Here is a 24863-nt window from a genome sequence, read left to right as displayed (position 1 = left end):
GGCGCATGGAAACGATCTGGGACTGGGTGACGGTCTTCATCTTCGCCGGTCTGGTCACGCTGTTCCTGTCCCGCTCGGTTGACGTCGAGCATGACGACGACCGGCTGTTCCACTATCTGGTGCCGTCGGCCGGCTGCGCGGTCGCCAATTGGCTCGGCAACGAGGGGCATGGTCTTGCCGCGGCGCTGCTGATCCTGCTCGTTCTCGGCTACGTCCGCCACTTCCTCTTCCGCCGCCCGCATCAACCGCCCGCTCCCTGATCCACTCCGGTCAGCAAGCGACGGGCCGGGCCCGGTAGTTCCAGCAGCTTCCTGGCGAAGCCGGTGAGGACTGGGAGGGCTGCCCGGTAATCGAGCATGATCGTCGACATTCGCACCAGCGCGCCGTCCGGCACGCCGCCGCTGGCCGCCTGCCGAAGCAGGGACCAGCGCTGGCCGAGCGCGCTGACCGGGAAGTCGCGACCGATACGGCTCCAGTAGAGGATCTGCTCGATGCGGCCAGACGTTCTTGCGGTCATGGTGCGAGCCTCGACGGCGGCGTCCCTGCTGATCGGCAGCTGCACGGCCGGGCGATCCTCGAGCGCAAAGCCGGCGGCGGGGTAGCATACCTCCGGCCGGTGGAGCTGGGTCGTTCCGGTCTGGCTGCTGCCGTAGGCGATCAGCAGCATTACTGGCGGCGCTGCACCGCTGGAATAGACCCGGGTGAGAAGCTGGTCGTAGACCGCCTCTTCCTCCGAGTCCCCGCGCGGGATGAGGAGGTCGGAGCGCGGTTCCAACCGCCATTCGCCGAGCTGCTCGGGAAGCAGCTGCTCGACCGGCACGCCTAGGTCTTCCGGCGCTTTGACCCCGCGCGACGACATCAGTCCGCCCCCAAGGGCCGCAGCCCCGCATCCCGCAGCGACCAGGAATTCGCGCCGGCTGCCGATCATGCCCGCACCGCACTGCCGCGCCGAAGCATGGCTTCGACCGCGAACATGCCCGCGATCGACAGGGTGAAGGTGAACAGGCCGGCGAGATCGTGCGCGAAGCCCTGCGCGATCCCGTCTCCGGCGTGAAAGGTAAGGAGGATGAGGATCAGGATGCGGAGAAGGTTGGCGAGGATGGCGATCGGAATGATGCTGGCTATCAGCACGGCCTTCCGCCGCCATCCCTCCGGCTTCATAAGGTGGACGGTAAGAAGGCCGATGGCGAGCAAGGTGACCAGCGAGCCAAGCCCGGCGCAGGCCTGCTTCACCAGCAGTTCGTATTGCGCAATCTGGATCAGCACGCCGCTGTTGCCGACGGGATAGCCGGCGGCGTGCAGGAGATCGACGGCGACGTCGGAAAGCCACACCTTGAGCGGACTGGTGACGTCGGCGACGAGACCTTCGGGCGGCTTGACCAGGAAGCCCGCGTAGAGGACCGCGAACCATAGCCGCCGCATCACGGGCGCTCCCCAGTAGAAGAAACCGAGGAGGATAAGGATGAGGTAGAGCGCGGCGCTCTCCGTCCCGACCATGTCGAGGACCCGTCCCGCGACGTAGGTAAGCAGCAGCGGAACGAGGAAAAGGAGCCATGCGCTTGAGACGCTCCCCGGCCGCCAGCTGATCTTCTGCCGCTCTCGCCAGAACAACCACAGAGCAGAGGCCAGAATCAGTGGTCCGTGCGCGCCGTTCTCGGTGGTCCAGTGAGTCCTGCCAAGGGTCACGACCGTCGGGACGAGCAGGACCGCCACGCCCGCCGCAACGGCGAACATCGCCCAAGGTCGCTCAGCGGCTGTACCGGTCTGGCGGGCGACTGCCGCGGTTGCGCTCACCTCAGGCTGCCTGGGCCTGGCGGACAGAGGTTCCCCGAGCGTCCTGCAGGATCAGCACCTCGGTCCCGGCTTTCACCTGCTCGAACAGCTTGGCGCCGAAATCCTCCGGCACCCCGAGGCAGCCATGCGTGCCTGCGCCCGCGCGAACGTCGCTGCCATGGATGGCGACGCCGTCCATGGTCAGCCGCATCATGTACGGCATGGGGGCGTTGTAGAGGTTGGAGACATGGTCCTTGCGCTTCTCAAGCACGGTGAAGCGCCCGGTCGGGGTCGGCTTGCGGTCCACCCCATAGAGGGTGACCGCGGTGCCGATCTCATGCGCGCCGCGGAACACCGACATGGTCTGCGCGGAAAGGTCGACCAGGATCCAGATCTCGCCCGGCGGGACCTTGTCCTCGTTCCAGCGCCAGTCGCCGTAGCGCATCGCCAGCGGCACGTTGAGCAGGCTGGCAATCGGGCGCGCATTCGGGGTGGCGGCGGAAAGCGCGGGCAGGACCTGCGCTTCGGGCAGCGTCACGCGGTCCATCGAATAAAGCGGCTGGGCCGGCGCGGCTTGCGGTTCCGGCTCGCTTCGGCAGGCCGTGACGAACAGCATCGCCGCCGCGGCCAGCAGCGCCGGGACCGATGTCCCTCTCACGCCGGTGTCAGGCGAGCTGGGGAGTCGCCGACCGATGCGCCCCACGCTCCTGCCGCCGCCGGCGCCGCAGGGCGAGCCCGAGCAGGCCGAAGCCGGTGATCATCATCATCCAGGTCTGCGGTTCCGGGACGGCCGGCGCGAAGCTGCTGGACCCCTGGCCGCCACCACCACCCGAGCCGATCGCGATGGCCGCGGGGATGGCCGGCAGCAAGGCCGCGAGCCCGATGCCCGATGCCGAAGCCACGGCCACCGGAACGGCAGCCGCGGGAACGGCGGCGGGGGCGGTCGCGGTTGGCGGAACCGGCGCCTGAGCCGCTCCGATCGCCGGGGGAGGCGCGAGCACTTCGGGAGGCGCCATGGCGATTTTCTGCTCGGGACCGTCGCGCTCGCTGAGTACCTGCGGACGCGGCGCGGAGATGGGCGTGATGGCCGTGGCCGGGATCGGACCATATTTGTTGGTCTCGGCGCCCGCCATGCGCATGCCGGGCGATCGCTGGCCAAGGAGGCCGGCAACGTCGGGTGACTCGGCCTTGGCCTCTTCGGCGCCCGTCGGAACCGCGTAGGCACCAAAGCCTGCGGCGGCGGCAAGCAGGCCGGCCGACGAGAGCAACACCAGATACCGCTTCTGCTGGTTCATTTTCATGGTCATTACCCGCAACTGGACCGGACCGGAGAGCCGGACTGGATGAACGCTGGGTAAACGGCCGGCTTTCGGTTTTGTTGCGCTTCCGCGACATCATCTGCGACGAACGGTGTCGCTTCGCCTAATCTCCTTGGCAAGGCGTATTGTCGATGACGGATGAATATTGGCGCGCCCGGCATGATAGAATTGGGCACTCAGATCATAAAGAAATTTCCGTGCAGTGATCCGCTAGGGTCTGCTTAGCGCCCAACGCCGACGTCCAAGCCACAGATTCCAAGACCCACAAGCAGACGTCCAGCTACGCTCTATTCGGCCAAGCTGACCCGGCGCTCTCCCGAGTGACCTTCGTCAGCACGCGATTGAGCTCTTCGATGGAGTAAGGCTTCTGCAGAAGCTGGAACCCATGGCTACCCTCTTGCGCAAGAACCTGACTGTAGCCGCTCGTCAGGATGACCGGCAGACCAGGCGCGCGACGCCGAAGTTCGAGGCCGAGCTGCACGCCGTTCATTCCGGGCATGACAACATCAGAGAAAACGGCCGCATAGCCGTCACCGTTCTCGTCCAACAGCTTTAGTGCCTCGTTGGCGCTTGGTGCCCAGGTGGTATCGAAGCCGAGCTCAGAGATGAGTTGAGTAGAAAACGAACCTACTTGTTCGTTATCTTCGACCACAAGGATGCAATGCCGCACCCCGTGTCAGCGACAGAGACCGCGACAAATTTGCCGGAAGCAGGCGCATGTCCTCGCACACCCGGCACTCTGTCCGCAGGCCTCACCTTGATGCTGAGATTACCCGCAGCGTCCATCGCATCCCGCGCATTCACCGCTAGGTTTACGAGCGTTGTCTCGAATTGCGAGAGATCTGCTTCAATATAGCAATTCTCGCAGTCCGCTCCGGTGGTGAGGACCACCCGAGCACCGACGACCGTACGAAGCATGTCTTTCACTGCCTCGAGGCGCTCGCCAGCATCGAAGACCTCGGGCCTAAGTGCTTGCCGTCGAGAGAATGCCAGCAATTGCCCAGTGAGCTTCGCAGCCCGCTCAGCCCACCGCACGGAGCGCACGAGCTCGGAGCGGAACAGCACCACGTAATCGCGCGGAGCGCGTGAAATCGGAATGGCAAGGAGGCCCCGCGAAGCATGGCCGTGCGGTTGCGCAGGTCATGCATGACCTTGGCCGACAAGAAGGTGGCCAAGGGCTCGCCGATCAGCTGCTCTGGCGATCGGCCAAGGAAGTCACTCACATTCGCCGAGGCGCGGGCGACGATCCAATCGGCGGTCAGCGCGAGCAGGAAGCCGATCGGCTGTATCGCCCCAAGGATGTGGATCGGCTCGCGATCACAATTGGTCAGGTCGACAGGCACTTCGTTAGGCAAGCCGAGACTGCTTCAAGCCGAGTGAACTCCCGGCCTCACTGAGGGTCAGAAACCTTTCCTTGTTTGCGGGCTCGGCTATGTCGACCGAGCTACAGAGCTTGCGGACGATCTCGCTACTGTAAGTGCACTCGGCGTGCCAAAGGTCGTTCCGCTTAGCGGCATGCTCAATCGAAAGCATCGCTTTCATGATGCTGGTTTGACCAGCTTCGTCGAGAGAGCCCGGCATGCCGTGGCGATCGATGAAGCGCGCGCGCTCTTTCCGCCTGAGCCGTGGGGCGATCTGACCGATCTTAACGCGGCTAAAGGTTTCGCAGCTTCGGACCCGGATGCGCCGTACCAGGAGCGTTGGTTTCCGGGCACTCATGGCTCGGTTGGTGGCGGCGGGGATATTCGTGGGCTTTCCGACGGGGCGCTCGCATGGGTCTTGAAGGGAGCCAAGGATGCGGGCCTTCGCCTCGACATCGAAAAGGGCTCTCGCATCCAGGCATTTGCGCCTGACCCGCTTGCCCCGTTGATCAACGAGAAGGCGCCTTCGGGCGGGCCCACTCATTGGCTGAAGAAGGGGCGGCAAGGACCAACTCAGCTGTGGCAGGTATCTGCACCAGCAATCCGGCGCTGGCATGCTCCAGCTAACGCGTTGCCCGAGCGGAAGCCCTACCGGCCAGCCGCTCTTGCTTCCCTGTCCGCAGCGCTGAACGACTTGCCAGTGTCCGGGCCGATCAAGGACGCTGAGACCACCCACAAGGTCGTTGAGCAGGACAATCTGTCCAAGTTGGCGCGGAGGTATCGCCTCGCCGTGACAGACATCGATGCGCTCGGCGATAAAGCCTTCGAAGCGAGAGATGGGCTTGCTCAAGCGCTGGTTACGTACAGCGATCAGGTCATCCAAGCCGGCAAGCTTACGAAGGATGAGAAGAGCCAGTGTCGCAGCGACCTGAGCGAAGCGATTGCCATCCACCAGGAGCTAGTGGAGCTCGCCTGGTACAATGAGCCCGCGGCCAATTTCGCCGGCGCCCTAGAGAATCTGGCATCCGACCATGAGGTCTTTGCAAAGCTGAAGCGGAGGGGCGCCTACGCCAGTGCTCCTCTTCGAGAGGCTGCGAAGGCAATGGAGCGTGCCGTCGACGCTCTGCGAGAAGACGGGGATCAGAGCAAGGTGGTGGCAGCTGAGCAGCGCCTGCACAACATTCGCTCGCAGATGCGCGGTTGAACTAAGGATGGCGCTTCCGGCCTTCTCTTCAGCAAAGGGGTATGAGTGATCATGGTCTCCCGACCGCAGCCTCGCTCGATGAACGATCGTCCGCCTAGGGGCGGCAGGAAGCCAGGCGTCAGCGGCCGAGAATGGGTCTTCTCGGCCGCCACCGGCCCAATGAACTAAAGTCCGCATTTGGGAACCGGCAGAGCGAGCCTGAGCGTCAGCAAGTGGGTCATGGAAGACGGCGGCGCTCAGAAGTTGCCGTCAAGTCAACTGAACGGGTTTATGTACCCGCAGTGCCGCCAACATAACCGCATGTTCTGTCATACATGTCGAGCTCCACGAAGATGATCTTAAGGCTTGCGGTCTATTGTGACTGGAGGCTCAGCTTCCAAGCAACCTCCTTATTCCCCAAGCAATCAGCGACCAGCTGAAGGATTGAAGCTTCGCCATCAATCGCCGCTTCGCCCGAGCGAGTACGAATGATGTGCTCGAAGGAGGGATTACGGCGGTCTTCCTCAGCTTCGAGTGGTATCAGCGGCCTGGTACAGTAGATGCAGCGGTTCCTCTCCACCACGTTGCTGGCCGGCCCGGCCGATCAAGAGGCCTCCTTTTCAGGAGCAACCTTCTAAGGCTCCGGAGCAGCCTAAAGGCTGTAGGACACAGGAGTGGCGCGCCCGGCAGGATTCGAACCTGCGACCACGAGCTTAGAAGGCACGTGCTCTATCCAGCTGAGCTACGGGCGCCCGCGCCCTCGCTAGGGAGAGTCGGCGCGGGGCTCAAGCATTCATCCACTGTTCAGCCGCGCGGGAGTGTATTAGGAAAATAGGACAGGGGGTGTCCAATGCGCGTAGCTTCTGTTCTATCGCTTGCACTGCTGGCCATGTTTGGTGCCGCGACTCCGGCGCATGCGGCGCGGATCATCATCCTCACCAACCCGATGACGCTAGAGCGGCGGACAGTGGTCATCGACCAGCCCGGCCCCGACCGCATCTTCCTCTGCGCCATGCCGCCCGCCACGACCGGCTGCCGCGACATCACCCCGCGCGGCCGCTAGGCGCGCTCGAACGCACCGATCAGACTTTCGAACAGCCGCCGGCCATCCTCGTTGCCGTGCGCCGCCTCGGCCGCGCGCTCGGGATGCGGCATCATGCCGAGCACGTTGCCGGCATCGTTGACGATGCCCGCGATGTCGTTGGCCGAGCCGTTGACGGTGCAGGCATAGCGAAAGGCGACGCGGCCCTCGCCCTCGAGGCGGGCGAGCGTCTCGGCATCCGCCTGATAGTTGCCGTCGTGATGGGCAACGGGAATGGTGATCGCCTCCCCGGCATCATAGCCGCGGGTGAAGATGGTCTGGTTGTTGGCGACCGTCAGGTCGGCGTCCTTGCAGACGAAGGTCAGGTTGGCGTTGCGCATCAGGGCGCCGGGCAGCAGCCCCGCCTCGGTCAGCACCTGGAAACCGTTGCAGATTCCGAGCACCGGTATGCCGCGACCGGCGGCCTCGATGACTGCCTGCATGATCGGCGAGCGCGCGGCCATCGCGCCCGAGCGCAGATAGTCGCCATAGGAGAAGCCGCCGGGGACGCCGATCAGGTCGATGCCCTCAGGCAAGGCGGTCTCGCGGTGCCATACCATGTCCGGCTTACGGCCGGTCGCCCGCTCCAGGGCTACGGCGAGGTCCCGGTCGCAGTTGGAGCCGGGGAAGACGAGGACCGCGGTCCGCATCAGCCGAGCCGCTCAATGCGGAAGTTCTCGATCACGGTATTGGCGAGGAGCTTGCGGCACATCTCCTCGATGACGGCATCGTCGCTGCCATCGTCGAGGTCGAGTTCGATCAGCTTGCCAGCACGCACGTCGTTGACGCCGCCAAAGCCGAGGCCTTCCAGCGCGTGGTGGATGGCCTTGCCCTGGGGATCGAGCACGCCGGACTTCAGCGTGACCAGTACACGTGCCTTCATGCCTTTTTCGCTCCCGCTGCGGCTCGTTTTGACAAGGCGCCTATGAAGAAGGGATAAGAGTCTAGCAAGCATTTGGGGGCGATGCTGTGCGGGGGCCGGTTGTCAGATGCCGGCGTGGGGAGTGCGTCCAAATGGCCTATCTCGCGACTGCCATTTTCCTTGGGCTGTTCCTGGTCGGACCGACCTATTTTGGCTGGACCGACCCGGGCGGGAAGGTGTCCCTGGCGCTGATGACCGCCTTCCTGCTCGGTGCGGTGGCCGGCTATAAGGCGAAGGGTTGAGATCAGAGCCAGCCCTGTCGCTCGTACCAGCTGACGGTGTCTTCGAGCCCAGCCGGCGTATCGATCGCGGGTGACCACAGGTCTGCTGGCGGACGGCGGGCGGGATCGACCGTCCAGTCGGGATGGCAGAAATAGGCGGCGCGGTCGGGGGTGAGCTTGGCGCCATTGCGCCGGACCAGCCGGTCGATCCGCGCGCCCAAGCGGATGATCGCGGCAGGCACCGAAAGGGCCACCGCGCGGCGGTCCTGCGCGGTGGCGAGTGCGGCGGCGAACTCACGGTGGCTCCAGCCGCCCTCGCGCCCGTCATCGGGTTCATAGAGGATCTTGGCGGGCGCATCCGGCTCGGCAAGGGCGAGCAGCAGGCGGGACAGATCGTCGGCGTGGAGGAGGCTGAGCCGGCCAGCGGGCGGCAGCGGGACCAGCCCGAGGCGCGCGGCCTTGAACAGTTCGAGCGTCTCGCGGTCGCCGGGGCCGTAGACGGCGGGGGGGCGGACAATGGCCCAGTCGAGGCCGCTGCTCATCACCAGTTCCTCGGCCTTGGCCTTGGACGCGCCGTAGAGCGACAGACCGGACTCGCGGGCGGCGAGGGTCGACACATGGACCAGGCGGTGCACGCCGGCAGCGGTGGCCGAGGCGAGGACGGACAGGGTCCCGGCGACATTGCCCGCCTCGAAGCCGGCGGCGTCGGGCGCACTGATGACTCCTGCGACGTGGATGACTGCGTCCGCTCCTTCGACCAGCCGTTTGAGGGCCGGGCGATTGTCGAGCGAGCCCTGGACCCAGGTGACTCCGCGCCGCTCATTCTGCGAGCGGCGGGTGAGGGCGGTCACGTCGTGGCCGGCTTCTACGGCGAGCGCCAACAGCCGCGCGCCGACGAACCCGGTCCCCCCGGTAATGGCGAGCTTCACAGCGGCGACCAGGCCTTGGTTGCGCCGGCCTCGGCCTCCTCCTCCGCTTCGTCCTCGCCGCCGGGCGCGTCGAGATGTTCGGCGAGGGCATCGAGCACCGGCTCGAGGCCGATCTCGGCGGCGGCGGAGAGGGCGAAGACGGGAAAGCCGCTTTCCTCCGCCAGCTCAGCCGACAGCGCTTCGATCAGTTCGGCGTCGATGGTGTCGACCTTGTTCAGCGCGACGACCACCGCCTTGTCCTCGAGCCCGGCGCCATAGGCGTCCAGTTCGTCGCGGACGATGCGATAGCTGGTGGCGACATCCTCGTCATTGCAGTCGATCAGGTGGAGGAGGACCCGGGTGCGCTCGATATGGCCGAGAAAGCGGTCGCCGATGCCGGCACCCTCCGCCGCGCCCTCGATCAGGCCGGGGATGTCGGCGACGACGAACTCGCGGCCCTTGTGACTGACGACGCCGAGCTGCGGGCGAAGCGTGGTGAAGGCATAGGCGCCGACCTTGGCGTCGGCATTGGTGACGGCATTGATGAAGGTCGACTTGCCGGCATTGGGCAGGCCGACGAGGCCGATGTCGGCGAGCAGCTTCAGCCGCAGCCAGACATACATCTCCTCGCCCGGCCAGCCCTTCTGGTGCTGGCGCGGAGCGCGGTTGGTGGAGGTCTTGTAGCTGGCATTGCCGCGTCCGCCGTCACCACCCTTGAGAAAGGAGATGCGCTGGCCCTCCTCGGTCAGGTCGGCGAGCAGGGTGCGCTCCTCGTCGTCGGCGAGGATCTGGGTGCCGACGGGCACCTTGATGACGAGATCGTCGCCATAAGCGCCGCTGCGGTTGGAGCCGGCTCCGCCCTTGCCGCGGGGCGCCCGGAAGTGCTGGGTGTAGCGGAAGTCGATGAGCGTGTTGAGGCCGTGGACGGCCTCGAACACGATATCGCCGCCCTTGCCGCCGTTGCCGCCGTCGGGTCCGCCATATTCGATGTACTTTTCGCGGCGAAAGGAAACGGCGCCGGGGCCACCCGCGCCCGAACGGACGAAGATCTTGGCCTGGTCGAGGAAATGCATGGGCGAGCCTTTAGGCGTTCACGCGGACAAAGGCCATGTTCGACGAAAAAGCCATAGCGTCCACTTCGTCCACTTTGCCATCTTCCGGCGCTTGCCGGGCAGAAACCCTGTACCGGAAATGAGGCGTGTAGGACAGCTTGCCATGTGCTCCGTTCCATGAGACGTTACATTGTCTCTCGCGTATGAGGTGCAAGCATGGCCAGCATGACCCTTCCCGCCGCCGCCGCTTCCGAGCCGATGATGGAGCTCAACACCACGCCGCTGATCGACATCATGCTGGTGCTGCTGGTCATGTTCATCATCACCATTCCGCCGCAGAGCCATGCGGTGAAGCTCGACCTGCCGTCCGACCGGACCGAATGGCAGCCCGACCCGCTGCGCAACAAGGTGGTGGTGACCGAGGGCGGGCAGTATCTGTTCAACGGCGAGCCGGCCGGTGCCCCGCAGCTGACCACCCTGTTCGAGCGCATGGCGCAGATGCCGAGCGCGCCCGAGCTCCAGCTGCAGCCGGCGCCGAGGGCGCCTTACGGAGCGGTCGACGAGGTGCTGGTACGGGCCAAGAGGGCGGAACTGACGCGTCTGGGTTTCGTCGGGAACGAGGCGTACCGGCACTTCTGACGACCCTCGCCCGAGCCCGCGAACCGAGATCCGGAGGTTCCTCATGCAAACATATCGATCATCTCCCCTGCTGATGCTCGCCATGCTGTCGGGCTTCGGCGCTTCGGCCGGGGGAGCTGCGCCGGAGCGCAGGCCAGCATCATCGCCGCCGACCCAGTGCGGGGTGATGCCAGCTGACTTCCGGATCATCGATCGCGCAGCGGTGGAAGGTCCACGCAACCTGATCCAGGCAAGCAGCGACGGCGCGATCCGCTGGAATGGAGCGGCACTAAACGGAATGCACGGGCCGCGTCCCTTCCTCGACACCTTTCTCGACATGGTCGTCCGGATGGAGCCGGTACCGGCGACCATCCTGAGGATCGACGAGACGGCGCCGTGCGAGACGATCGAACTTGCCCGCGAGATGATGCGCAAGCACCTGAGTTGCTCGCCGGCCAGGGCCTGTCTGCAGGAGGCGAGCCCGAACTAGGCCTTGCGGGCGCTGGCCAGAAAGCGGCGCGCGATTTCCCTGACGGCCTCGTCGTCGCCCGTGCCGTCCTTCGCCGGATCGCCGAGATGGTCGAGGCTGGCGTCGATCCGGTCGATCAGGCCGGGGTGCTGGGCTTCGACATGCTGGACGACCTGGAAGAGGATGTGCTCGGCCGCCATCTCCCGCTGGCGGGCCTGGATGGCGCTGTCGGACGGGCGCTGGTCGGTGTCGAGCATGGGGGTCTCCGCTGTGAGCCATGACGAGCGCATCAGGGGAGGAGGGGTTCCTTGGCCGAAAGGGTCAGGCGGCCAGCAGCCGGTACAGGCCCAAGGCGCTGGTGGCGGTGAGGATCAGGCCGACGATGACCAGCAGTTTGTCGGGCTCCACCCTCTTGACGACGATGGCGCCCAGCGGCGCCGCAAGCATTCCGCCGAGCAGCAGGCCGAGCACCGCGATGCTGAAGGCCTCCAGGCCGATGGTCAGCAGGAAGGTCAGCGAGATGGTGAGGGTGAGGAAGAATTCGGCCGTGTTGACGGTGCCGATCGTGTAGCGCGGCTCGGACCCCTGGACCATCAGGTTGGAGGTCACGACCGGCCCCCAACCGCCGCCGCCGGCCGCGTCGAGGAAGCCGCCGACAAGCCCGAGCGGGGCGACGATCTTCGGCTGCCGGGCGACGTGGCGGTGGGTCCAGCCGCGCCAGAGCAGGACGATGCCGAGCAGAGCAAGATAGCCGAGCACGATCGGCCGGGCGACCTCGGCATGGATGTTGCTGAGAAGATAGGCGCCGATCACGCCGCCGATCACGCCCGGGATGACCAGCCGCGCGAACAGGCGCCAGTCGACGTTGCGGTGGGCGACATGGTTGATCGCGCTGATGCCGGTGGTGAAGGTCTCGGCGGTATGGACCCCGGCGCTGGCCGCGGCGGGTGGAACGCCCATGGAGACGAGCAGGGTAGAGCTGATCACGCCATAGGCCATGCCGAGCGCGCCATCGATCAGCTGTGCGGCGAAACCGATCAGGACGAAGGGGAGCAGGACGGAAGGGTCGGCAGCAAGCTCGGCGAGGATAAGGTCGGCCCCTGTCGTCGTTGGTCGCGGACCATGCCATGCCTCAGCACATGACCCGCGCCTAGTGGCGATCCATGCCCTTTCTTTGCAACCGCGCCGGAAAGACTTACATTCACGCCCAACAGTCATAACCCAAGGACGCGTCTCGTTGCGCCTGGCTCTCTTCGATTATCTGGACAGTGTGAAGGAACGTGATCCCGCGGCGCGCAGCCGGTGGGACGTCATCCTCTATCCCGGCGCGTGGGCGCTGCTCTACCACCGCATCGCCCACTGGCTGTGGATCGGGCGGCTGAGCTGGCTCGCGCGGCTGGTCAATCACTTCAGCCGGTTCATGACCGGGATCGACATCCACCCGGGTGCGCGGATCGGCCGCAACTTCTTCATCGACCATGGCTTCACCGTGATCGGGGAAACGGCCGACATCGGCGACAATGTCACCATCTACCAGAATGTGACGCTCGGCGGGACCAATCCCTCGACCGGAGTCGGCGGCAAGCGCCATCCGACACTGGAGGACAATGTGGTGATCGGGTCGGGCGCGCAGATCCTGGGGCCGATCACGCTTGGCGAGGGCGCAAGGGTCGGGTCGAACAGCGTGGTGACCAAGGACGTGCTGCCCCGGACGACCGTGGTCGGAATCCCCGCGCGGCCGGTGCCGGTCGACCTCGTCCACTACAGTCCAGGCTTCGTCCCCTATGGCACGCCGTGCGGCGAGGACATCGATCCGATCCGCGCGCGGCTGGCGACGATGGAAGAGGAGATGGAGGAGCTGCGTAGCGAACTTCGCCAACTCAAGGCGCGCGCCAAGGAACAGCCGGAGAGCAGGACCGCGTGAGCAGTGTCACCCCCTTTCCGGCGCGTATCGACCGGAAGGCCGTCGTCAGCTTCGACCGGATCGAGCTGCAGCGCATCCTCGATCTCTACGGACGGATGGTCGCGGCCGGCCACTGGCGCGACTATGCGATGCAGTTCGCGCCCGACCTCGCCAGCTTCGCCGCGTTCCGCCGCTCGGCCGAGCGGCCCGAGATCCGCATCGAAAAACGCCCCTCGCTTCGCATGAAGCAAGGGGCGTGGGCATTGGTCGGAGAGCATGGCGCCGTGCTCAAGCGAGGCCAGGAACTTGGCTTGGTCCTGGCCCCGCTCGAACGGCGACTGATCAAGCTGGTGTCGGACTGAGCTGCGGCAGGTAGCCGCGCAAGGCCAGCGGCAGCTTGGTGACGATCGCCGACCGGGCCTGGTGCCAGAAGGCCGACAGCAGCAGCAGGGCCGAGCCGATCACCAGCGCCGTCAGCGCGATGTTGAGGCTGACCGCGCCGAACTGCTCGAACAGCTCGTTCAAGGCGTAGAGCACGTAGGCGAGCGCAGAGACGAGCAGGGCGCGGCGGTCGATGGCGAGCGCGGCGAGGCCGAGCGCGACATAGATGGCGACCACCGCCAGGCCTTCGCCGATGGTGGCGTCGCCGTCGTTGAGGCCGAGCAGGGTGAAGATCGGATGGACGATCATCGGCGCCGCCAGCAAGTGGAGCCAGAAGGCGACGTCCGACCGGCGGGTGATCCGCGCTCGGTCCGAGCTGTCCCAGCGCATGGCGTACAGGAAGACCCCGACACCGAGGAGCAGGACGGTCGAGAGGATGATAGTCTCGAGCGCCGGAATGTCGCCGATGGCGGCGGCGATGAGGGCGACGACGATGCCCGCCACGGAGGCGGCACCGGCGGCGACGGTGATCGGCACGCGGAAGCGCTTCCAGTGGAGGAAGGCGGCAATCGCACCGGCACTGGCGGCGGTTGCCCCGACCAGGCCCGCCAGCCACTCGGATCCTTCGCCCTCGAAACGGGTCTGGCCGATGCCGAAGATCAGCGCGAACCCTACGGTCGCGACCGTGCCGCCGACGAAGGCGAGCAGCAGCAGGATCGAGGGCAGCGCCATGCGCCGCCTGGCGGTGAAGAAGAGCGCGAGGCCCCAGGCGGTGCCGGCGACGAGGGCGGGCGCGAGCGGGGAGGGGCCTTCGCTCTCGATCACCAGCCCGAGATTCTGGCCAATGCTCTGCCCGATCCAGCCCATGGCGAAGAGCAGGATGGCGGCGGCGATCGAGACAAAGATGTCGTTGAAGCCGGTGATTAGCCGGAAATGCTCCTCGTCGACGGCAGGCGTATTGCGCTGATGGTCGACGAAGGCCCGAAGCGCGGTGGCCGACTCGGGCGTGATCGCGCCCGCCGCCACGGCTTCGTCGAGGTCGTTCTGCGTGTACATGGAAACACCTCCCTGTTGCCGGGCAGGCTAGGGAGGGTGTGCTAGAGTGTCAATACACTAGGATAGCTCCCCCGCCGACGGGCGGGGGAGCGGCCTTGCCTTAGCGGCAGATGTAACGCTTGCGGCTGCGCTCGACTTCGCGGCCGAGGAGGGCGCCGGCGGCGGCACCGACGATGGTGCCGGTCACGCGGCTTCCGCGGGTATCGATCGCACGGCCGATCAGCGCACCGCCGGCAGCGCCGACGATCAAACCGGTGGTGCCATTGTTGCGCTTGCAGCGCAGGCGGCCGCGGCCGTCGTACCAGGTCTTGCCGCTATAATAGCGCTGCTTGGCCTCGGCGGCGGTCGGCATGGTCAGGGTCGCTGCCGGGACGGCCAGGGTCGCTGCAGCGGCAGCCATCATCAAATTCCGCATCTCGTCTTCTCCTGTCTCGTTGCGGTATCGCTGGTAGGGTTCTGGTCCTTTCAACCTGAACGGGCCCGCAATGGTCGGAAGGGTTAAGCGAGGGATAAGCCGTTAACGGCGAGACGAGTTCTGAGCTTCGACGAGGTGACGCGAGAGAATGTGCAATCTCTATTCCATGACCGCCAGCGTCGACGAGATGAAGCGGCTGTTCGGCGCCTTCGAGGGTGATCGCGGCAACCTGCCGCCGTTCGGCGAGATCTACCCCGGCAAGCCTGCGCCGGTGCTTCGCCGCGATACCGGCGGCGGACTGAAGCTGGAGCTGATGGAATGGGGCTTCCCCGGACCGGCGGCGGCCGGCGGGCGGCCGGTGACCAACATCCGCAACCTCGCCAGCCCCTTCTGGCGGAGCGCGCTCAACCGGCCTGACCGGCGGTGCGTGGTGCCGGTCACCCGCTTCTGCGAATGGGAGGGTGAAAAGGGCTCCAAGCGCAAGGTCTGGTTCGGGCTGCACGAGGAGGCCGAGCCTTTGTTCGCCTTTGCCGGGCTGTGGCGTCCGGGCGAGGGCGGGGTGCCATACATGGCTTTCCTCACCTGCGAGCCCAACACGGTCGTAGGGGCGGTCCACCCCAAGGCGATGCCGGTCATGCTGCGGCCGGCCGACGTCGCGACCTGGCTCGACAGCGAGACGGCGACCGCCTGCGCGCTTGCCGTCCCCTATGCCGATGCCGATATGCGTCGTATGCCGTAACGAAACAGGGGATCAGCAAATGGCCAAGGACAAGAAGCCGAAGAAGATCCGCAAGGGCGACGGGCCCGACGCGACCAAGCCGAAGAAAATTAAGGCCGAGAAGAAGGGCGGCAAGAAGGCCGCTCACAAGGCCGAGATCTCGCGTCCGCATCCGCTCGAAGCCCTGTCCCGCCTCGCCGATCATCCGCTCGTCTCCGAACTGCTGGCGGCGGGTGCGCTGGCGGCGGTGGCGGCCGTCGCGGAGGCGGGCGCCCGCGATCCGGCGGCGGTCAAGTCGGCCGACAGCGCGAGGAAGGCCGGCAAGGCCGCCGCCGCGGCGATCGGCGCACGATTGCTGAAGGAGCTCGGCAGCGGCGGGGCGAAGAAGGCAGACGCGGCACCGGCCCCGGCCAAGCCGCAGCCCAAGTCCCTCAAGTAGCGACCGCTAGCCCCGGAGCAGGGTCAGTCGGGCGCGGCCGGTGTCGCGTTCGGCATCGAGGGTGAGGCTGCCGGCCGTTACCTTGTCGCCGCGCTCGGTTTCGATCGCCAGCCAGCCGCCGGGCGCCAACCAGCCGGCCGCCTCGACCGCCGCGCGGACCGCTTCGCCGGAGCCCGGCGCATAGGGCGGGTCGGCGAGGATGAGGTCATAGGGCCTGGCGGCGGCCGGCAGCCGGAGCGCCGAGGAGGCGAGCAGCTCGACCTCGGCCCCCAGCTTACCCGCATTGGCGGCGATCGCCCGCCGCGCCGCAGCATCGGTCTCGACCAGGGTGGCGTGGGCGGCGCCGCGCGACAGGGCTTCGAAGGCCAGTGCGCCGCTTCCTGCGAACAGGTCGGCGACGCGCAGCTCCTCGAAGCTGCCGAGCCGGCTGACCAGCATCGAAAAGAGCGTCTCGCGGGTGCGGTCGGCGGTCGGCCTGGTGGAAAGCGAAGGCGGAGCCGCAATGGTGCGGCCCCGCCATTTGCCGGCAATGATCCTCATGGATGGCGGATCTAGCGCCGAAAGGTGCCTTAGTCCCGAGCGAAGTCGAGGGACGATGGTGCTTGCGTCTTTCCGGCGCAGGCCGGGACCTCAGGCGAGTGGGCGCTATCGCCTCCCGAGGTCCCGGCCTCCGCCGGAAAGACGAGGCTTCAGATCAGTATTTGATCCGCTGGCTGGCGACCTTCCGCTGCGCGAGGATGTCCTGCACGCTGTCCTTGCCGGCGAGGTGGCCGGCGCCCACGGCGATGAACACGGTGCCGGGCTCCTTCAGGCGGTTCTCGATCCAGCTGGCCCAGGTCTTGTTGCGGCTGATCAGCAGCAGGTCGTGCATTGCCGGGCTCTGGGTCTGCATCTCGTTCATCATCGCCGCGAGGCCATCGGCATCGCCGTCGTTCCACGCCTTGGTCATCCTGGCGAAGAGGGCATCCATGTCCTTGATGGTGGCGGCGCTATATTCGAGCATGCGGATCTGCTCGGCTTCCGACAGATTGTCGAACAGCTGGAACTGAAATTCGAGCGTCTCGAGCTGATCGACCGGCTTGCCTGCCTGCTTGGCGGCGGCGGTGATGACCGCCTCGGCACCCTGTTCGCCGGTCTTGCCGACCTTCTGCGCGCCGAGCGCCGCGAGCGCCATGGACGCCGCGAAGGGCTTCAGCGACTCCAGCGCGGTCGGCGGTGCGCCAAGATCGGCGAGCGCATCGGCGAGGTCCTTGCGGCCCTTGTCGCTGAGCTTGGACGACAGCGGCTTCCCGTCGGTGGCCACCCAATATTTCTGGACCAGCGGCGCGACCGCCGAATCTTCGGGCTTCAGGATTTCGAAATAGACCTTGCTCGAGCGGTCGAAGGCGGCCTTCACCTCGTCGTTGAACCAGTCGGTCTTGCCATCCAGCGCGTGGAAGGTGCCGAACAGGTAGATGGTCGTGTCGGCGTCCTTCACGACCCACAGGGCAGGGTCGGTGTCGGGCAGCTTGGCGGCGGCCGACGCCGGGGCGGAAGCGGCGGACTGCGCCTGGGCAAGGGCCGGCGGCGACAGCAGGAAGGTGGCCGCGAGAAGGGCGGTCCGGATGGTCTTTCGCATGGGTTTCGGGCTCCTGTTGTAAATAATTTCGGTCAACGGAAACGGTAGAAGAGGTAGCTGCCGGTGAGCACCAGGTAGAAGCTGACGAACAGCTGCACATGGTCGGGTTCGGGCAGGAGGCTGCCCTTCCACAGCACGAACCAGACCGGATAGGCGAGCACGTAGAAGATGCCGGCGGCGGCGACCGCCTTGTACTGGAGCTGCTTCTCGACCTCGTCGCACAATTCGCGCAGCAGCCATGAGCCGATGCCGATCGCGCTCAGGTAGGTGACCACGAGCGCGATGGAGAGGCCGGTCGGCCATTTGGCGTCGCTCGCGAAGCCCTGTTCGCCGGCCAGGTAGCCGACGATGCCGCCGGTCACGAGGCCGATCACGAACAGGCCGCCCTTGATCGCCCAGATCTTCCGCTCGCGCTCCTTCAGGCGGCGCTCGCCGGAGAGTTCGTTACTGCTCGTCATGGAAGATTTCCTCGATCCTGAGGTCGAACAGGCGGGCAAGCTTGAAGGCGAGCGGAAGGCTCGGGTCGTACTTGCCGGTTTCGATGGCGTTGACGGCCTGGCGCGATACCCCAAGGCGGCCGCCGAGCTCGGCCTGGCTCCAGCCCCGTTCGGCGCGCAGCACGCGAAGCCGGTTGTTCATGGCTGCATCCCCGCTGAAACGAGAAGCAAGGGGACGGCGATCGCCGTGCCTGCCTTGCCGCCGATCGACCAGGAATCGGCCTCCGGCTCTGCTCCCCAGCCCAGCAGCAACGGGGATGCGCCAGCCGCGAACAAAAGGATGGCGCCTGCCGCAAGGGCGCTGCGCCGCCGCTTTGTCGTTGTCGTGGGTGTCTGACTTCTTGTCATGGTCACCTTACATACAGGCGAGTCGTGCGGAAGTCAAGCGACCCTGACAGACTGTCGGGCAAGGCTGACGAAAGGTGAGGCTTAGTTGACGCGGGCGCTGCGGATGCCGGCTTGCGCGAGGCGCGATTGCACGCTGTCGTCGCCGACGAGATGGCCGGTGCCGACGGCGACGAAGGCGGTGCCCGGGCGGGCGAGGCGAACCTCGATCCACTTCGCCCATGCCGCATTGCGGTCCGTGAACAGGCGGCGGTAGGTTTCCGGCGACTGGCGGCGTACTTCGCCGATCACGGCCGTGATGGTGGCGGGATCGCCGCGGTTCCAGCTGTCGACCAGCGACCGCAGGAACGGTGCGAGCGCCGGGTCGGGCGCCGCGGTGCTGGCCGGACCGGCGGCCGCCGCTGGCCGAGCGGGCGAGGGCAGGCTGCGGTACATGTCGAGCTGCGCGGCGAAGCTCTCGAGGCCGATGATCGGCTTGCCCGAGGCGTCGGCGGCGCGGTGGAGCACCTGGTCGGCGCCGAACTGGACGCTCATGCCAAGATTGCGGGCGGCGCCGATGGTCGCCCGGGCGACGGCCAGCCCGCCGGTCGCCGGCACCTGAACCTTGGGCAGCGAGGCCGGGAGCAGGGTTTCCAGCACCAGTTCGTCCGAGGCGTCGAAGGCGCGGCGGACTGCATGATCGAACCAGTGGGCGCGGCCGTCATGGGTGTGGATGGTGCCGAACAGGTAGATGGTCGTGTCGGAGTCGCTGACCACCCACAAGGCGGGGCGGGCGCAGGCCGTGGAATCATGCAGCGGGGCGGCCGTCGCGGCGGCCATCACGGGTAGTTCAGCGGAGGCCTGGCCAGCAGAAAACAGCGCCAGGCCCGAGACGGCCAGAATTGCCCGGCGGACGCAGCGCGCCCAACCCCTAACGTCCATCGCGACCCCCCCGGCCACTGCAAGTGACCTTATGTGTCGCGAGTGCTTAAAATCCTGTCAACGCCTTGACAGGCGTGAGGAAATCACTGGACCCGAGTGACTTTGAAGCCACGCTTCTCGAGCATGGCCTGGACCGAGTCCGGCCCCGCCAGGTGGCCCGCGCCGACGGCCACCAGCACCGATCCCGGCTGCTGCAGCCGGCCCTCGATCCAGCGGGTCCAGTTCTCGTTGCGGCGCTTGAGCAGCAGTTCGCCCATCTCCGGACTGCCCGACATGTCGGCGTTGAAGGTGCGGGCGATCGCCCGGACGTCGCCGCGCGCCCAGGCGGCGAGCATGGAATCGAACTGGCCGCGCACTTCCTCCGGCCGCTCGATCGCGCCCTCAAGCAGCTTGCGCTGCGCGCTTTCGGGCAGGACGTCGAAGAAGCCCAGTTGCTCGGCGTTGGTTTCGAGCTGGCCGATCGGCTTTCCGGCCGCGGTGAAGTCGCGTTTCAGCGCCATCTCGACGCCCTCGTCCTGCTGCAGCCCCATTGCGCTGAACTGGGGTCCGAGCAGCGCCAGGGCCACGGCCCAGGTCTCCAGCCGGTCGAGCGCGGCCGGCTGCGCACCGCTCTTGGCGATCGCGCTGGCGAGCGCCGGGCGCTTGGCCGCCGGAACACGCTGCATGACCGGCTGCAGGCCCGGCGAGACGCCGAGCCGCATCATCGCCTCGGCAAGCGGGGCGGGGTTGGCCGGATCGACGATGGTCTCGACCACCAGCCCCTGCGCCTCGCGCGCGGCGCGGTCGAGCACGGCGCTGCGCCAGGAAAAGCCCCGTGGAAGCAGGTGAATGGTGCCGAACAGGTAGACGGTCGTGTCACGGTCGGCGACCTTCCACAGCGCGGGGCGCGGCGCGGCCGGGACCTTCGCCTCGGCCGCCATTCCGCCGGCCGCGATCAGGCCGAGCGCGGCGAGACCCTTCCTGAACCAACCCACTGCCATCGACGCTTGCTCCTCACCCGCCTGTGGCTGGCATGTAGGGAGCCGCTTGCCCCCCCGCCAGCAGGGCGACTATGGCCGCGGGCCATGAGCAACACGGGCGCGCTGAGCTTCCAGGACCTGATCCTGACCCTCCACCATTACTGGTCGGACAAGGGCTGCCTCATCCTGCAGCCCTACGACATGGAGATGGGGGCCGGCACCTTCCATCCGGCGACGGTGCTGCGCGCGCTCGGCCCCGACCCGTGGAAGTGCGCCTACGTCCAGCCCTGCCGCCGCCCGACCGACGGCCGTTATGGCGAGAACCCGAACCGGCTCGGTGCCTATTACCAGTATCAGGTCATGCTGAAGCCGAGCCCGCCGGACCTCCAGCAGCTCTACCTCGACAGCCTGACCGCCATCGGCATCGACACGGCCGCCCATGACATCCGCTTCGTCGAGGACGATTGGGAAAGCCCGACGCTCGGCGCCTGGGGCCTCGGCTGGGAAGTCTGGTGCGACGGCATGGAGGTGACCCAGTTCACCTATTTCCAGCAGGTCGGCGGATATGATTGCACGCCGGTCGCGGGCGAACTCACCTACGGGCTCGAGCGGCTGGCCATGTACATCCAGGGCGTCGACAATGTGTTCGACCTCAAGTTCAACAAGGAGGGCGTAACCTATGGTGACGTCTTCCTGTCGAACGAACGCCAGATGAGCGAGTGGAACTTCGAGGTGGCCGGGACCGAGCGGCTGTTCGACGCCTTCCGCAAGGCCTCGGAAGAGTGCCAGAACTGCCTCGACCGCAAGCTCGCCATCCCCGCTTACGAGCAGGCGATCAAGGCCAGCCACATCTTCAACACCTTGCAGGCGCGCGGCGTCATCTCGGTCGCCGAGCGGCAGGCCTATATCGGCCGGGTGCGGGACCTGGCGAAGGCCGCATGCGGCGCCTGGCTGGAGAACGCCAAGTGAGCGCGGCCGACTTCCTGCTCGAGCTTCGCTCGGAAGAGATCCCCGCCCGCATGCAGGCGCGGGCGCGCAACGACCTTGCGCGGCTGTTCGCGGAAGAACTGACGGCGGCCGGGCTGCGGGCGGAATCGATCGAGACCTTCGCCACGCCGCGCCGGCTCGGGCTGATCGCGCGCGGGCTGCCGCTGGCGACGGCGGCGGTGAGCGAAGAGACCAAGGGGCCGCGTTCGTCGGCGCCGAGCCAAGCGCTGGAGGGCTTCCTGCGCAAGACCGGGCTGCCCCGGGATCAACTGGTCGAGCGGGACGGCGTCTTCTTCGCCGTGATCGACAAGCCCGGTCAGCCGACCGCGGCCGTGCTCGGGCCGGCGATCGAGCGGATCGTTCGCGGCTTCCCCTGGCCCAAGTCGATGCGCTGGGGCGCGCCCTCGGCATCGACGGCCAGCCTGCGCTGGGTCCGGCCGCTGCAGGGCATCGTCGCTCTGCTTGGCGAGGAGATCGTGCCGGTCGAAGTCGATGGCATCGCGGCCGGCGTGACCACGGTCGGTCACCGCTTCCACCATCCGGGCCCGATCACGCTCGGTGGCGCGCACGACTATGCCGAGAAGCTGCGTGCCTGCCGGGTGATCGTCGATCCGGACGAGCGCGCCGCCATCATCCGCGACCGCGCCCAGGCGCTCGCCGCCGAGGCCGGGCTGACCCTGGTCGAAGACGAGGGGCTGGTCGCCGAGAATGCCGGCCTCACCGAATGGCCGGTGCCCCTGATCGGCCGGTTCGACCCCGATTATCTCGACGTTCCGCCCGAGGTTATCCAGCTGACCGCGCGGACCAACCAGAAATATTTCGTGCTGAAGGACGGCAGCGGCGCGCTCGCCCCGGCCTTCATCTGCACCGCCAACATCGAGGCGTCGGACGGCGGCGCGGCGATCGTCGCCGGCAACCAGCGCGTGCTTGCGGCGCGCCTCAGCGATGCGCGCTTCTTCTGGGAGCAGGACCTCAAGATTCCGCTCGAGGAGCAAGCAAAGAAGCTTGAGGCAATCGTCTTCCACGAGAAGCTCGGCACCGTTGCCGAAAAGGTCAGCCGCGTCGCCGACCTCGCCGAATGGCTGGCGATCGAGGCGGTGGTCCCGAACTGCGGCCCCGACCACGCCCGCCGCGCCGCCGAACTTGCCAAGGCCGACCTCGTCACCGGCATGGTCGGCGAATTTCCCGAGCTGCAGGGGCTGATCGGCGGCTATCTCGCGCGGGCGCAGGGCGAGCCGCAAGCGGTCGCCGAGGCGGTGCGGGATCATTACAAGCCGGTCGGGCAGGGCGACGAGGTGCCGACTGCGCCGGTCACCGTGGCGGTGGCGCTGGCGGACAAGCTCGACACGCTTCGGCAGTTCTTCGACGCCGGCATGCCGCCGACCGGAAGCAAGGACCCGTTCGCACTGCGTCGCGCGGCGCTTGGCGTCATCCAGTTGATTACGGCCAACAGCCTCCGCCTGCCGGTCGCGTCGGGCGAGCTGCTCGACTTCTTCGCCGACCGCCTCAAGGTCCAGCAGCGCGAGGCCGGGGTCCGCCATGACCTGATCGACGCCGTGTTCGCGCTTGGGGGCGAGGATGATCTCGTCCGCCTGCTGGCACGCGTCGCGGCGCTTCAGTCCTTCGTCGAAGGGCAGGACGGGACCAATCTCCTCGCCGGCTACAAGCGGGCGGCCAATATCCTGAAGAAGGAGAATTGGGATCTGCCGCGGGTGATGGCGGACCGGGGCGAGCAGGGGATGCCGCAGACGGGCGAGGAAGATCCGCTGGTGCTGGTCGACGAGGAGCCGGAACTGGCCCGTGCGATCATGGAGCAGGCGCAGGGCAGCGCGATGCCGGCCGATGCGCCCGAAGCCGAGCGGGCGCTGGTCGCTGCACTGGACGAGGCCGAACCCCGGGCGCGCGCTGCCGTCGAGGCGGAGGAGTTCGGCGGCGCGATGGCGGCGCTCGCCTCCTTGCGCGGCCCGATCGACGCCTTCTTCGATGCCGTCACGGTCAACGATTCCGATCAGGCCGTCCGCCGCCGCCGCCTGAACCTCCTCGCCCGCTTCCGCGATGCGGTGCACGGCGTGGCGGATTTCTCGAAGATCGAGGGGTAAACAACCCCCTCCCGCTTAGCGGGAGGGGAGGAGCCGCGAAGCGGCGGAGGGGAGGGGCTGTTTCCGACAAGCCCTCCCCCGACCCCTCCCGCTCGCGGGAGGGGAGACGTTACCGCCGGTCGTCCAGCGGACGGCGGTCGTACTGGTCGGGCACGCCGTCGCGGTCGAGGTCGCGGCGGGGCTGGTCGGGGTGGCGGTCGCGCATGCGGTCCTCGACGAAGGGCTCACGGCGATCAGCGGCGACCGGCGGGGCGGAGCGCATGGCGGCCTCGCGGCGCTCCTGTTCGGCATGCCACTCCTTCTCGCGCGTCGACCAATGGGCCTCACGCTCGTTGTGCTTGGTCTCCAGCGCCTTCCGCGCCGTCACTTCCTCATTGTAGCGGGTCTTCCACTTGCGCCGTCCGCCGCTGGTCATCCAGGCGCCGACCAGCAGGCCGAGCAGGAAGACCAGGCCGAGGATGATCCACTGGTCGGTGGTGAAGACGGTCATGCCGGTCCCTCTCGTCTTAGTTCGTGTCGCGTAACGACAGATACGAGAAGGGCGGCCGATGGTTCCCCAACGGCCGCCCTCCCGTTTACGCGTCCACTTCAGTCGGGGGCGGGCTCAGCCGCCGCCGATCATGCTGTCGGAGATGCTGCAGGCCGCGGGTCCGAGGATGACCACGAACAGCACCGGAAGGATGAACAGGATGAGCGGCACGGTCATGATCGCCGGAAGCCTGGCAGCCTTCTCCTCGGCGCGCATCATGCGCTCGTTGCGGAATTCGGCCGACAGCACGCGCAGGGCGGAGGCCAGCGGAGTGCCGTACTTCTCGGTCTGGATCATGGTCGTGACCACGCCGCGCACCGCTTCGAGGTCGACGCGGTTGGCGAGGTTGTCGAACGCCATGCGCCGCTCGTTGAGGAAGCCCAGTTCGATCGCGGTCAGGCCGAACTCGTCGCCCAGCTCCGGATAGGCCTTGCCCAGTTCCTTGGCGACGCGGCCGAAGGCGGCGTCGACGGTAAGGCCGGCCTCGGCGCAGATCACCAGCAGGTCGAGCGCGTCGGGAAGGCCCTTGCGAATGGCGTGGCTGCGCTTCTGGATGCGGTTCTTCAGCCACAGGTCGGGCGCCTTGTAGGAGCCGATCAGGGTACCGGCGACCAGCGCATATTTCTTGAACGCGCCCCATTCGGGAAAGCTGTCGAAGACATAGACCGCGAGGATCGCCCCGGTACCCAGCACGATCGGCATGATCAGCCGGCCGAAGATGATGAAGAAGGCGAGGTCCTTGGTGCGAATGCCGGCCTGTAGCAGCTTGGTCTGGATTTCCTGGAGCTGGCTGTCCTGGACCATCTTGAAGCTGGACAGGATCCCGCGGACCTTGTCGGCCGCCTGGTTCTTGTTGGTCAGCTTCTTGCGCTTGTTGGTCGAGGCGACGATGCCGGCCTTGAGCTGCTCGCGCCGCTCGTTGAGCGCCTTGACGCGACGCGCCATCGGGTCGCGCACGGTGGTCGCCGCGTAGATGGCGATCAGCACCGCCATGGTTGCGACCGCAGTGAGCAAGGTCGCGACCCAGATGACGTCGACGCCGAGAAGGGTAGGCCCGGAAGAGACTGCGGGTTCCATGATGCTGATAGC

General features: G+C 67.0%; 33 protein-coding genes, 1 tRNA gene and 2 pseudogenes. 12 read left to right on the top strand and 24 right to left on the bottom strand.

The genetic code is table 11. The features are described from left to right. The first annotated feature begins 5 nt into the window (after nt 1–5). The gene (locus tag JOY29_RS05965) at nt 6–260 is read left to right on the top strand and encodes an XrtV sorting system accessory protein (RefSeq protein ID WP_300975269.1); all 255 of its coding nucleotides are present in this window, start codon (nt 6–8) and stop codon (nt 258–260) included. Here JOY29_RS05965 and JOY29_RS05960 read toward each other — a convergent pair. The 7 genes and pseudogenes from JOY29_RS05960 to JOY29_RS14015 all read right to left on the bottom strand — a co-directional run. Continuing rightward, nucleotides 242–928 carry an exosortase C-terminal domain/associated protein EpsI gene (locus JOY29_RS05960; RefSeq protein ID WP_300975268.1) on the bottom strand — a complete coding sequence of 229 codons (687 nt, stop codon included), beginning with the start codon at nt 926–928 and terminating at the stop codon, nt 242–244. The two genes, JOY29_RS05965 and JOY29_RS05960, sit on opposite strands and share 19 nt — an antisense overlap. Continuing rightward, complete coding sequence (gene xrt, locus JOY29_RS05955) at nt 925–1794, bottom strand: exosortase (protein ID WP_300975267.1); 870 nt, start codon at nt 1792–1794, stop codon at nt 925–927. Before xrt ends, JOY29_RS05960 begins: the two co-directional genes overlap by 4 nt. A 1-nt stretch (nt 1795) precedes the next feature. Next, nucleotides 1796–2431, bottom strand: coding sequence for a L,D-transpeptidase family protein (locus JOY29_RS05950; RefSeq protein ID WP_300975266.1), 636 nt, complete (start codon nt 2429–2431; stop codon nt 1796–1798). 7 nt (nt 2432–2438) lie between these two features. Continuing rightward, nucleotides 2439–3068: a PEPxxWA-CTERM sorting domain-containing protein gene (locus tag JOY29_RS05945; protein ID WP_300975265.1), complete on the bottom strand. Its 630-nt coding sequence runs from the start codon at nt 3066–3068 to the stop codon at nt 2439–2441. A 304-nt stretch (nt 3069–3372) separates the two neighbouring features. Further along, complete coding sequence (locus JOY29_RS05940) at nt 3373–3744, bottom strand: response regulator (RefSeq protein ID WP_300975264.1); 372 nt, start codon at nt 3742–3744, stop codon at nt 3373–3375. Beyond that, a complete protein-coding gene (locus JOY29_RS14020) occupies nt 3720–4184 on the bottom strand; it encodes a hypothetical protein (protein ID WP_367280039.1) in 465 nt (154 codons plus the stop codon). The genes JOY29_RS05940 and JOY29_RS14020 overlap by 25 nt, the downstream gene beginning before the upstream one ends. 74 nt (nt 4185–4258) lie before the next feature. After that, a pseudogene (locus tag JOY29_RS14015) lies at nt 4259–4435 on the bottom strand (hypothetical protein); the annotation flags it as partial. A gap of 139 nt (nt 4436–4574) precedes the next feature. Between JOY29_RS14015 and JOY29_RS05930 the strand changes: the two are divergent. Further along, nucleotides 4575–5657: pseudogene (locus JOY29_RS05930) on the top strand (DUF2235 domain-containing protein); the annotation flags it as partial. Between the two features lie 654 nt (nt 5658–6311). On the opposite strand, the gene JOY29_RS05925 reads toward JOY29_RS05930, so the two are convergent. Further along, nucleotides 6312–6388, bottom strand: a tRNA-Arg gene (locus JOY29_RS05925). A gap of 98 nt (nt 6389–6486) precedes the next feature. On the opposite strand from JOY29_RS05925, the gene JOY29_RS05920 reads away from it, so the two are divergent. Next, nucleotides 6487–6699, top strand: coding sequence for a hypothetical protein (locus JOY29_RS05920; RefSeq protein WP_300975263.1), 213 nt, complete (start codon nt 6487–6489; stop codon nt 6697–6699). On the opposite strand, the gene purQ is transcribed toward JOY29_RS05920, so the two are convergent. Together purQ and purS are read right to left on the bottom strand one after the other, a co-directional pair. Continuing rightward, nucleotides 6696–7367 (bottom strand): phosphoribosylformylglycinamidine synthase subunit PurQ, encoded by a 672-nt coding sequence (gene purQ / locus JOY29_RS05915; RefSeq protein ID WP_300975262.1) that lies wholly within the window; start codon nt 7365–7367, stop codon nt 6696–6698. The two genes, JOY29_RS05920 and purQ, sit on opposite strands and share 4 nt — an antisense overlap. Then, nucleotides 7367–7600, bottom strand: coding sequence for a phosphoribosylformylglycinamidine synthase subunit PurS (purS, locus tag JOY29_RS05910; protein WP_300975261.1), 234 nt, complete (start codon nt 7598–7600; stop codon nt 7367–7369). The genes purQ and purS overlap by 1 nt, the downstream gene beginning before the upstream one ends. Before the next feature lie 131 nt (nt 7601–7731). Between purS and JOY29_RS05905 the strand changes: the two genes are divergently transcribed. Continuing rightward, nucleotides 7732–7881, top strand: coding sequence for a hypothetical protein (locus tag JOY29_RS05905; RefSeq protein ID WP_300975260.1), 150 nt, complete (start codon nt 7732–7734; stop codon nt 7879–7881). Nucleotides 7882–7883: 2 nt separating this feature from the next. Here the strand turns inward: JOY29_RS05905 and JOY29_RS05900 are convergent, their stop codons facing one another. Further along, nucleotides 7884–8789 carry an NAD(P)-dependent oxidoreductase gene (locus tag JOY29_RS05900; RefSeq protein ID WP_300975259.1) on the bottom strand — a complete coding sequence of 302 codons (906 nt, stop codon included), beginning with the start codon at nt 8787–8789 and terminating at the stop codon, nt 7884–7886. Next, nucleotides 8786–9841, bottom strand: coding sequence for a GTPase ObgE (obgE, locus tag JOY29_RS05895; protein WP_300975258.1), 1056 nt, complete (start codon nt 9839–9841; stop codon nt 8786–8788). Before obgE ends, JOY29_RS05900 begins: the two co-directional genes overlap by 4 nt. Nucleotides 9842–10036: 195 nt before the next feature. Between obgE and JOY29_RS05890 the strand changes: the two genes are divergently transcribed. Then, entirely contained in the window at nt 10037–10459 is a 423-nt protein-coding gene (locus tag JOY29_RS05890; protein ID WP_300975257.1) for a biopolymer transporter ExbD, read from the top strand. A gap of 43 nt (nt 10460–10502) precedes the next feature. Further along, complete coding sequence (locus tag JOY29_RS05885) at nt 10503–10928, top strand: hypothetical protein (protein ID WP_300975256.1); 426 nt, start codon at nt 10503–10505, stop codon at nt 10926–10928. Here the strand turns inward: JOY29_RS05885 and JOY29_RS05880 are convergent. Then, nucleotides 10925–11164 carry a hypothetical protein gene (locus JOY29_RS05880; RefSeq protein ID WP_300975255.1) on the bottom strand — a complete coding sequence of 80 codons (240 nt, stop codon included), beginning with the start codon at nt 11162–11164 and terminating at the stop codon, nt 10925–10927. The two genes, JOY29_RS05885 and JOY29_RS05880, sit on opposite strands and share 4 nt — an antisense overlap. Before the next feature lie 64 nt (nt 11165–11228). Further along, a complete protein-coding gene (locus JOY29_RS05875) occupies nt 11229–11996 on the bottom strand; it encodes a sulfite exporter TauE/SafE family protein (protein WP_300975488.1) in 768 nt (255 codons plus the stop codon). A 148-nt stretch (nt 11997–12144) separates the two neighbouring features. Between JOY29_RS05875 and cysE the strand changes: the two genes are divergently transcribed. Continuing rightward, complete coding sequence (gene cysE / locus JOY29_RS05870; RefSeq protein WP_300975254.1) at nt 12145–12831, top strand: serine O-acetyltransferase; 687 nt, start codon at nt 12145–12147, stop codon at nt 12829–12831. Next, nucleotides 12828–13172, top strand: coding sequence for a DUF2794 domain-containing protein (locus JOY29_RS05865; protein ID WP_300975253.1), 345 nt, complete (start codon nt 12828–12830; stop codon nt 13170–13172). The genes cysE and JOY29_RS05865 overlap by 4 nt, the downstream gene beginning before the upstream one ends. On the opposite strand, the gene JOY29_RS05860 is transcribed toward JOY29_RS05865, so the two are convergent. Both JOY29_RS05860 and JOY29_RS05855 read right to left on the bottom strand, forming a co-directional pair. Continuing rightward, complete coding sequence (locus JOY29_RS05860; protein WP_300975252.1) at nt 13153–14247, bottom strand: hypothetical protein; 1095 nt, start codon at nt 14245–14247, stop codon at nt 13153–13155. The two genes, JOY29_RS05865 and JOY29_RS05860, sit on opposite strands and share 20 nt — an antisense overlap. Before the next feature lie 100 nt (nt 14248–14347). Further along, entirely contained in the window at nt 14348–14662 is a 315-nt protein-coding gene (locus JOY29_RS05855; RefSeq protein ID WP_300975251.1) for a glycine zipper 2TM domain-containing protein, read from the bottom strand. Nucleotides 14663–14810: 148 nt separating this feature from the next. Between JOY29_RS05855 and JOY29_RS05850 the strand changes: the two genes are divergently transcribed. Beyond that, the gene (locus tag JOY29_RS05850) at nt 14811–15401 is read left to right on the top strand and encodes an SOS response-associated peptidase (protein ID WP_300975250.1); all 591 of its coding nucleotides are present in this window, start codon (nt 14811–14813) and stop codon (nt 15399–15401) included. Nucleotides 15402–15420: 19 nt separating this feature from the next. After that, nucleotides 15421–15819: a hypothetical protein gene (locus JOY29_RS05845; protein WP_300975249.1), complete on the top strand. Its 399-nt coding sequence runs from the start codon at nt 15421–15423 to the stop codon at nt 15817–15819. A gap of 6 nt (nt 15820–15825) precedes the next feature. On the opposite strand, the gene rsmD is transcribed toward JOY29_RS05845, so the two are convergent. The 6 genes from rsmD to JOY29_RS05815 all read right to left on the bottom strand — a co-directional run bounded on the left by rsmD (nt 15826) and on the right by JOY29_RS05815 (nt 20180). Then, nucleotides 15826–16359, bottom strand: coding sequence for a 16S rRNA (guanine(966)-N(2))-methyltransferase RsmD (gene rsmD, locus JOY29_RS05840; RefSeq protein ID WP_300975248.1), 534 nt, complete (start codon nt 16357–16359; stop codon nt 15826–15828). Nucleotides 16360–16513: 154 nt separating this feature from the next. Then, entirely contained in the window at nt 16514–17437 is a 924-nt protein-coding gene (locus tag JOY29_RS05835; RefSeq protein WP_300975247.1) for a TraB/GumN family protein, read from the bottom strand. A gap of 32 nt (nt 17438–17469) precedes the next feature. Next, entirely contained in the window at nt 17470–17895 is a 426-nt protein-coding gene (locus JOY29_RS05830) for a hypothetical protein (protein WP_300975246.1), read from the bottom strand. Next, nucleotides 17882–18076 carry a helix-turn-helix transcriptional regulator gene (locus tag JOY29_RS05825; protein ID WP_300975245.1) on the bottom strand — a complete coding sequence of 65 codons (195 nt, stop codon included), beginning with the start codon at nt 18074–18076 and terminating at the stop codon, nt 17882–17884. The genes JOY29_RS05830 and JOY29_RS05825 overlap by 14 nt, the downstream gene beginning before the upstream one ends. Nucleotides 18077–18363: 287 nt before the next feature. Continuing rightward, entirely contained in the window at nt 18364–19098 is a 735-nt protein-coding gene (locus tag JOY29_RS05820) for a TraB/GumN family protein (RefSeq protein WP_300975244.1), read from the bottom strand. Between the two features lie 185 nt (nt 19099–19283). Then, nucleotides 19284–20180, bottom strand: a complete 897-nt coding sequence (locus JOY29_RS05815) for a TraB/GumN family protein (RefSeq protein ID WP_300975243.1) — start codon at nt 20178–20180, stop codon at nt 19284–19286. An 84-nt stretch (nt 20181–20264) separates the two neighbouring features. Here JOY29_RS05815 and JOY29_RS05810 point away from each other — a divergent pair, with 84 nt between their 5' ends. Beyond that, nucleotides 20265–21128, top strand: a complete 864-nt coding sequence (locus JOY29_RS05810; RefSeq protein WP_300975242.1) for a glycine--tRNA ligase subunit alpha — start codon at nt 20265–20267, stop codon at nt 21126–21128. Beyond that, nucleotides 21125–23245, top strand: a complete 2121-nt coding sequence (glyS, locus tag JOY29_RS05805) for a glycine--tRNA ligase subunit beta (RefSeq protein WP_300975241.1) — start codon at nt 21125–21127, stop codon at nt 23243–23245. Before JOY29_RS05810 ends, glyS begins: the two co-directional genes overlap by 4 nt. Before the next feature lie 109 nt (nt 23246–23354). Here glyS and JOY29_RS05800 read toward each other — a convergent pair whose 3' ends face one another. Further along, on the bottom strand, nt 23355–23735 hold the full coding sequence (locus tag JOY29_RS05800; protein WP_300975240.1) for a hypothetical protein: 381 nt from the start codon (nt 23733–23735) through the stop codon (nt 23355–23357). Between the two features lie 114 nt (nt 23736–23849). After that, nucleotides 23850–24851: a type II secretion system F family protein gene (locus JOY29_RS05795; protein ID WP_300975239.1), complete on the bottom strand. Its 1002-nt coding sequence runs from the start codon at nt 24849–24851 to the stop codon at nt 23850–23852. Between the last annotated feature and the right edge of the window lie 12 nt (nt 24852–24863).

This window comes from Sphingomonas sp. LHG3406-1, from assembly GCF_029637485.1.
In the GTDB taxonomy this organism is placed as follows: domain Bacteria; phylum Pseudomonadota; class Alphaproteobacteria; order Sphingomonadales; family Sphingomonadaceae; genus Sphingomicrobium.
This window is presented reverse-complemented; position numbering and strand designations above follow the sequence as displayed.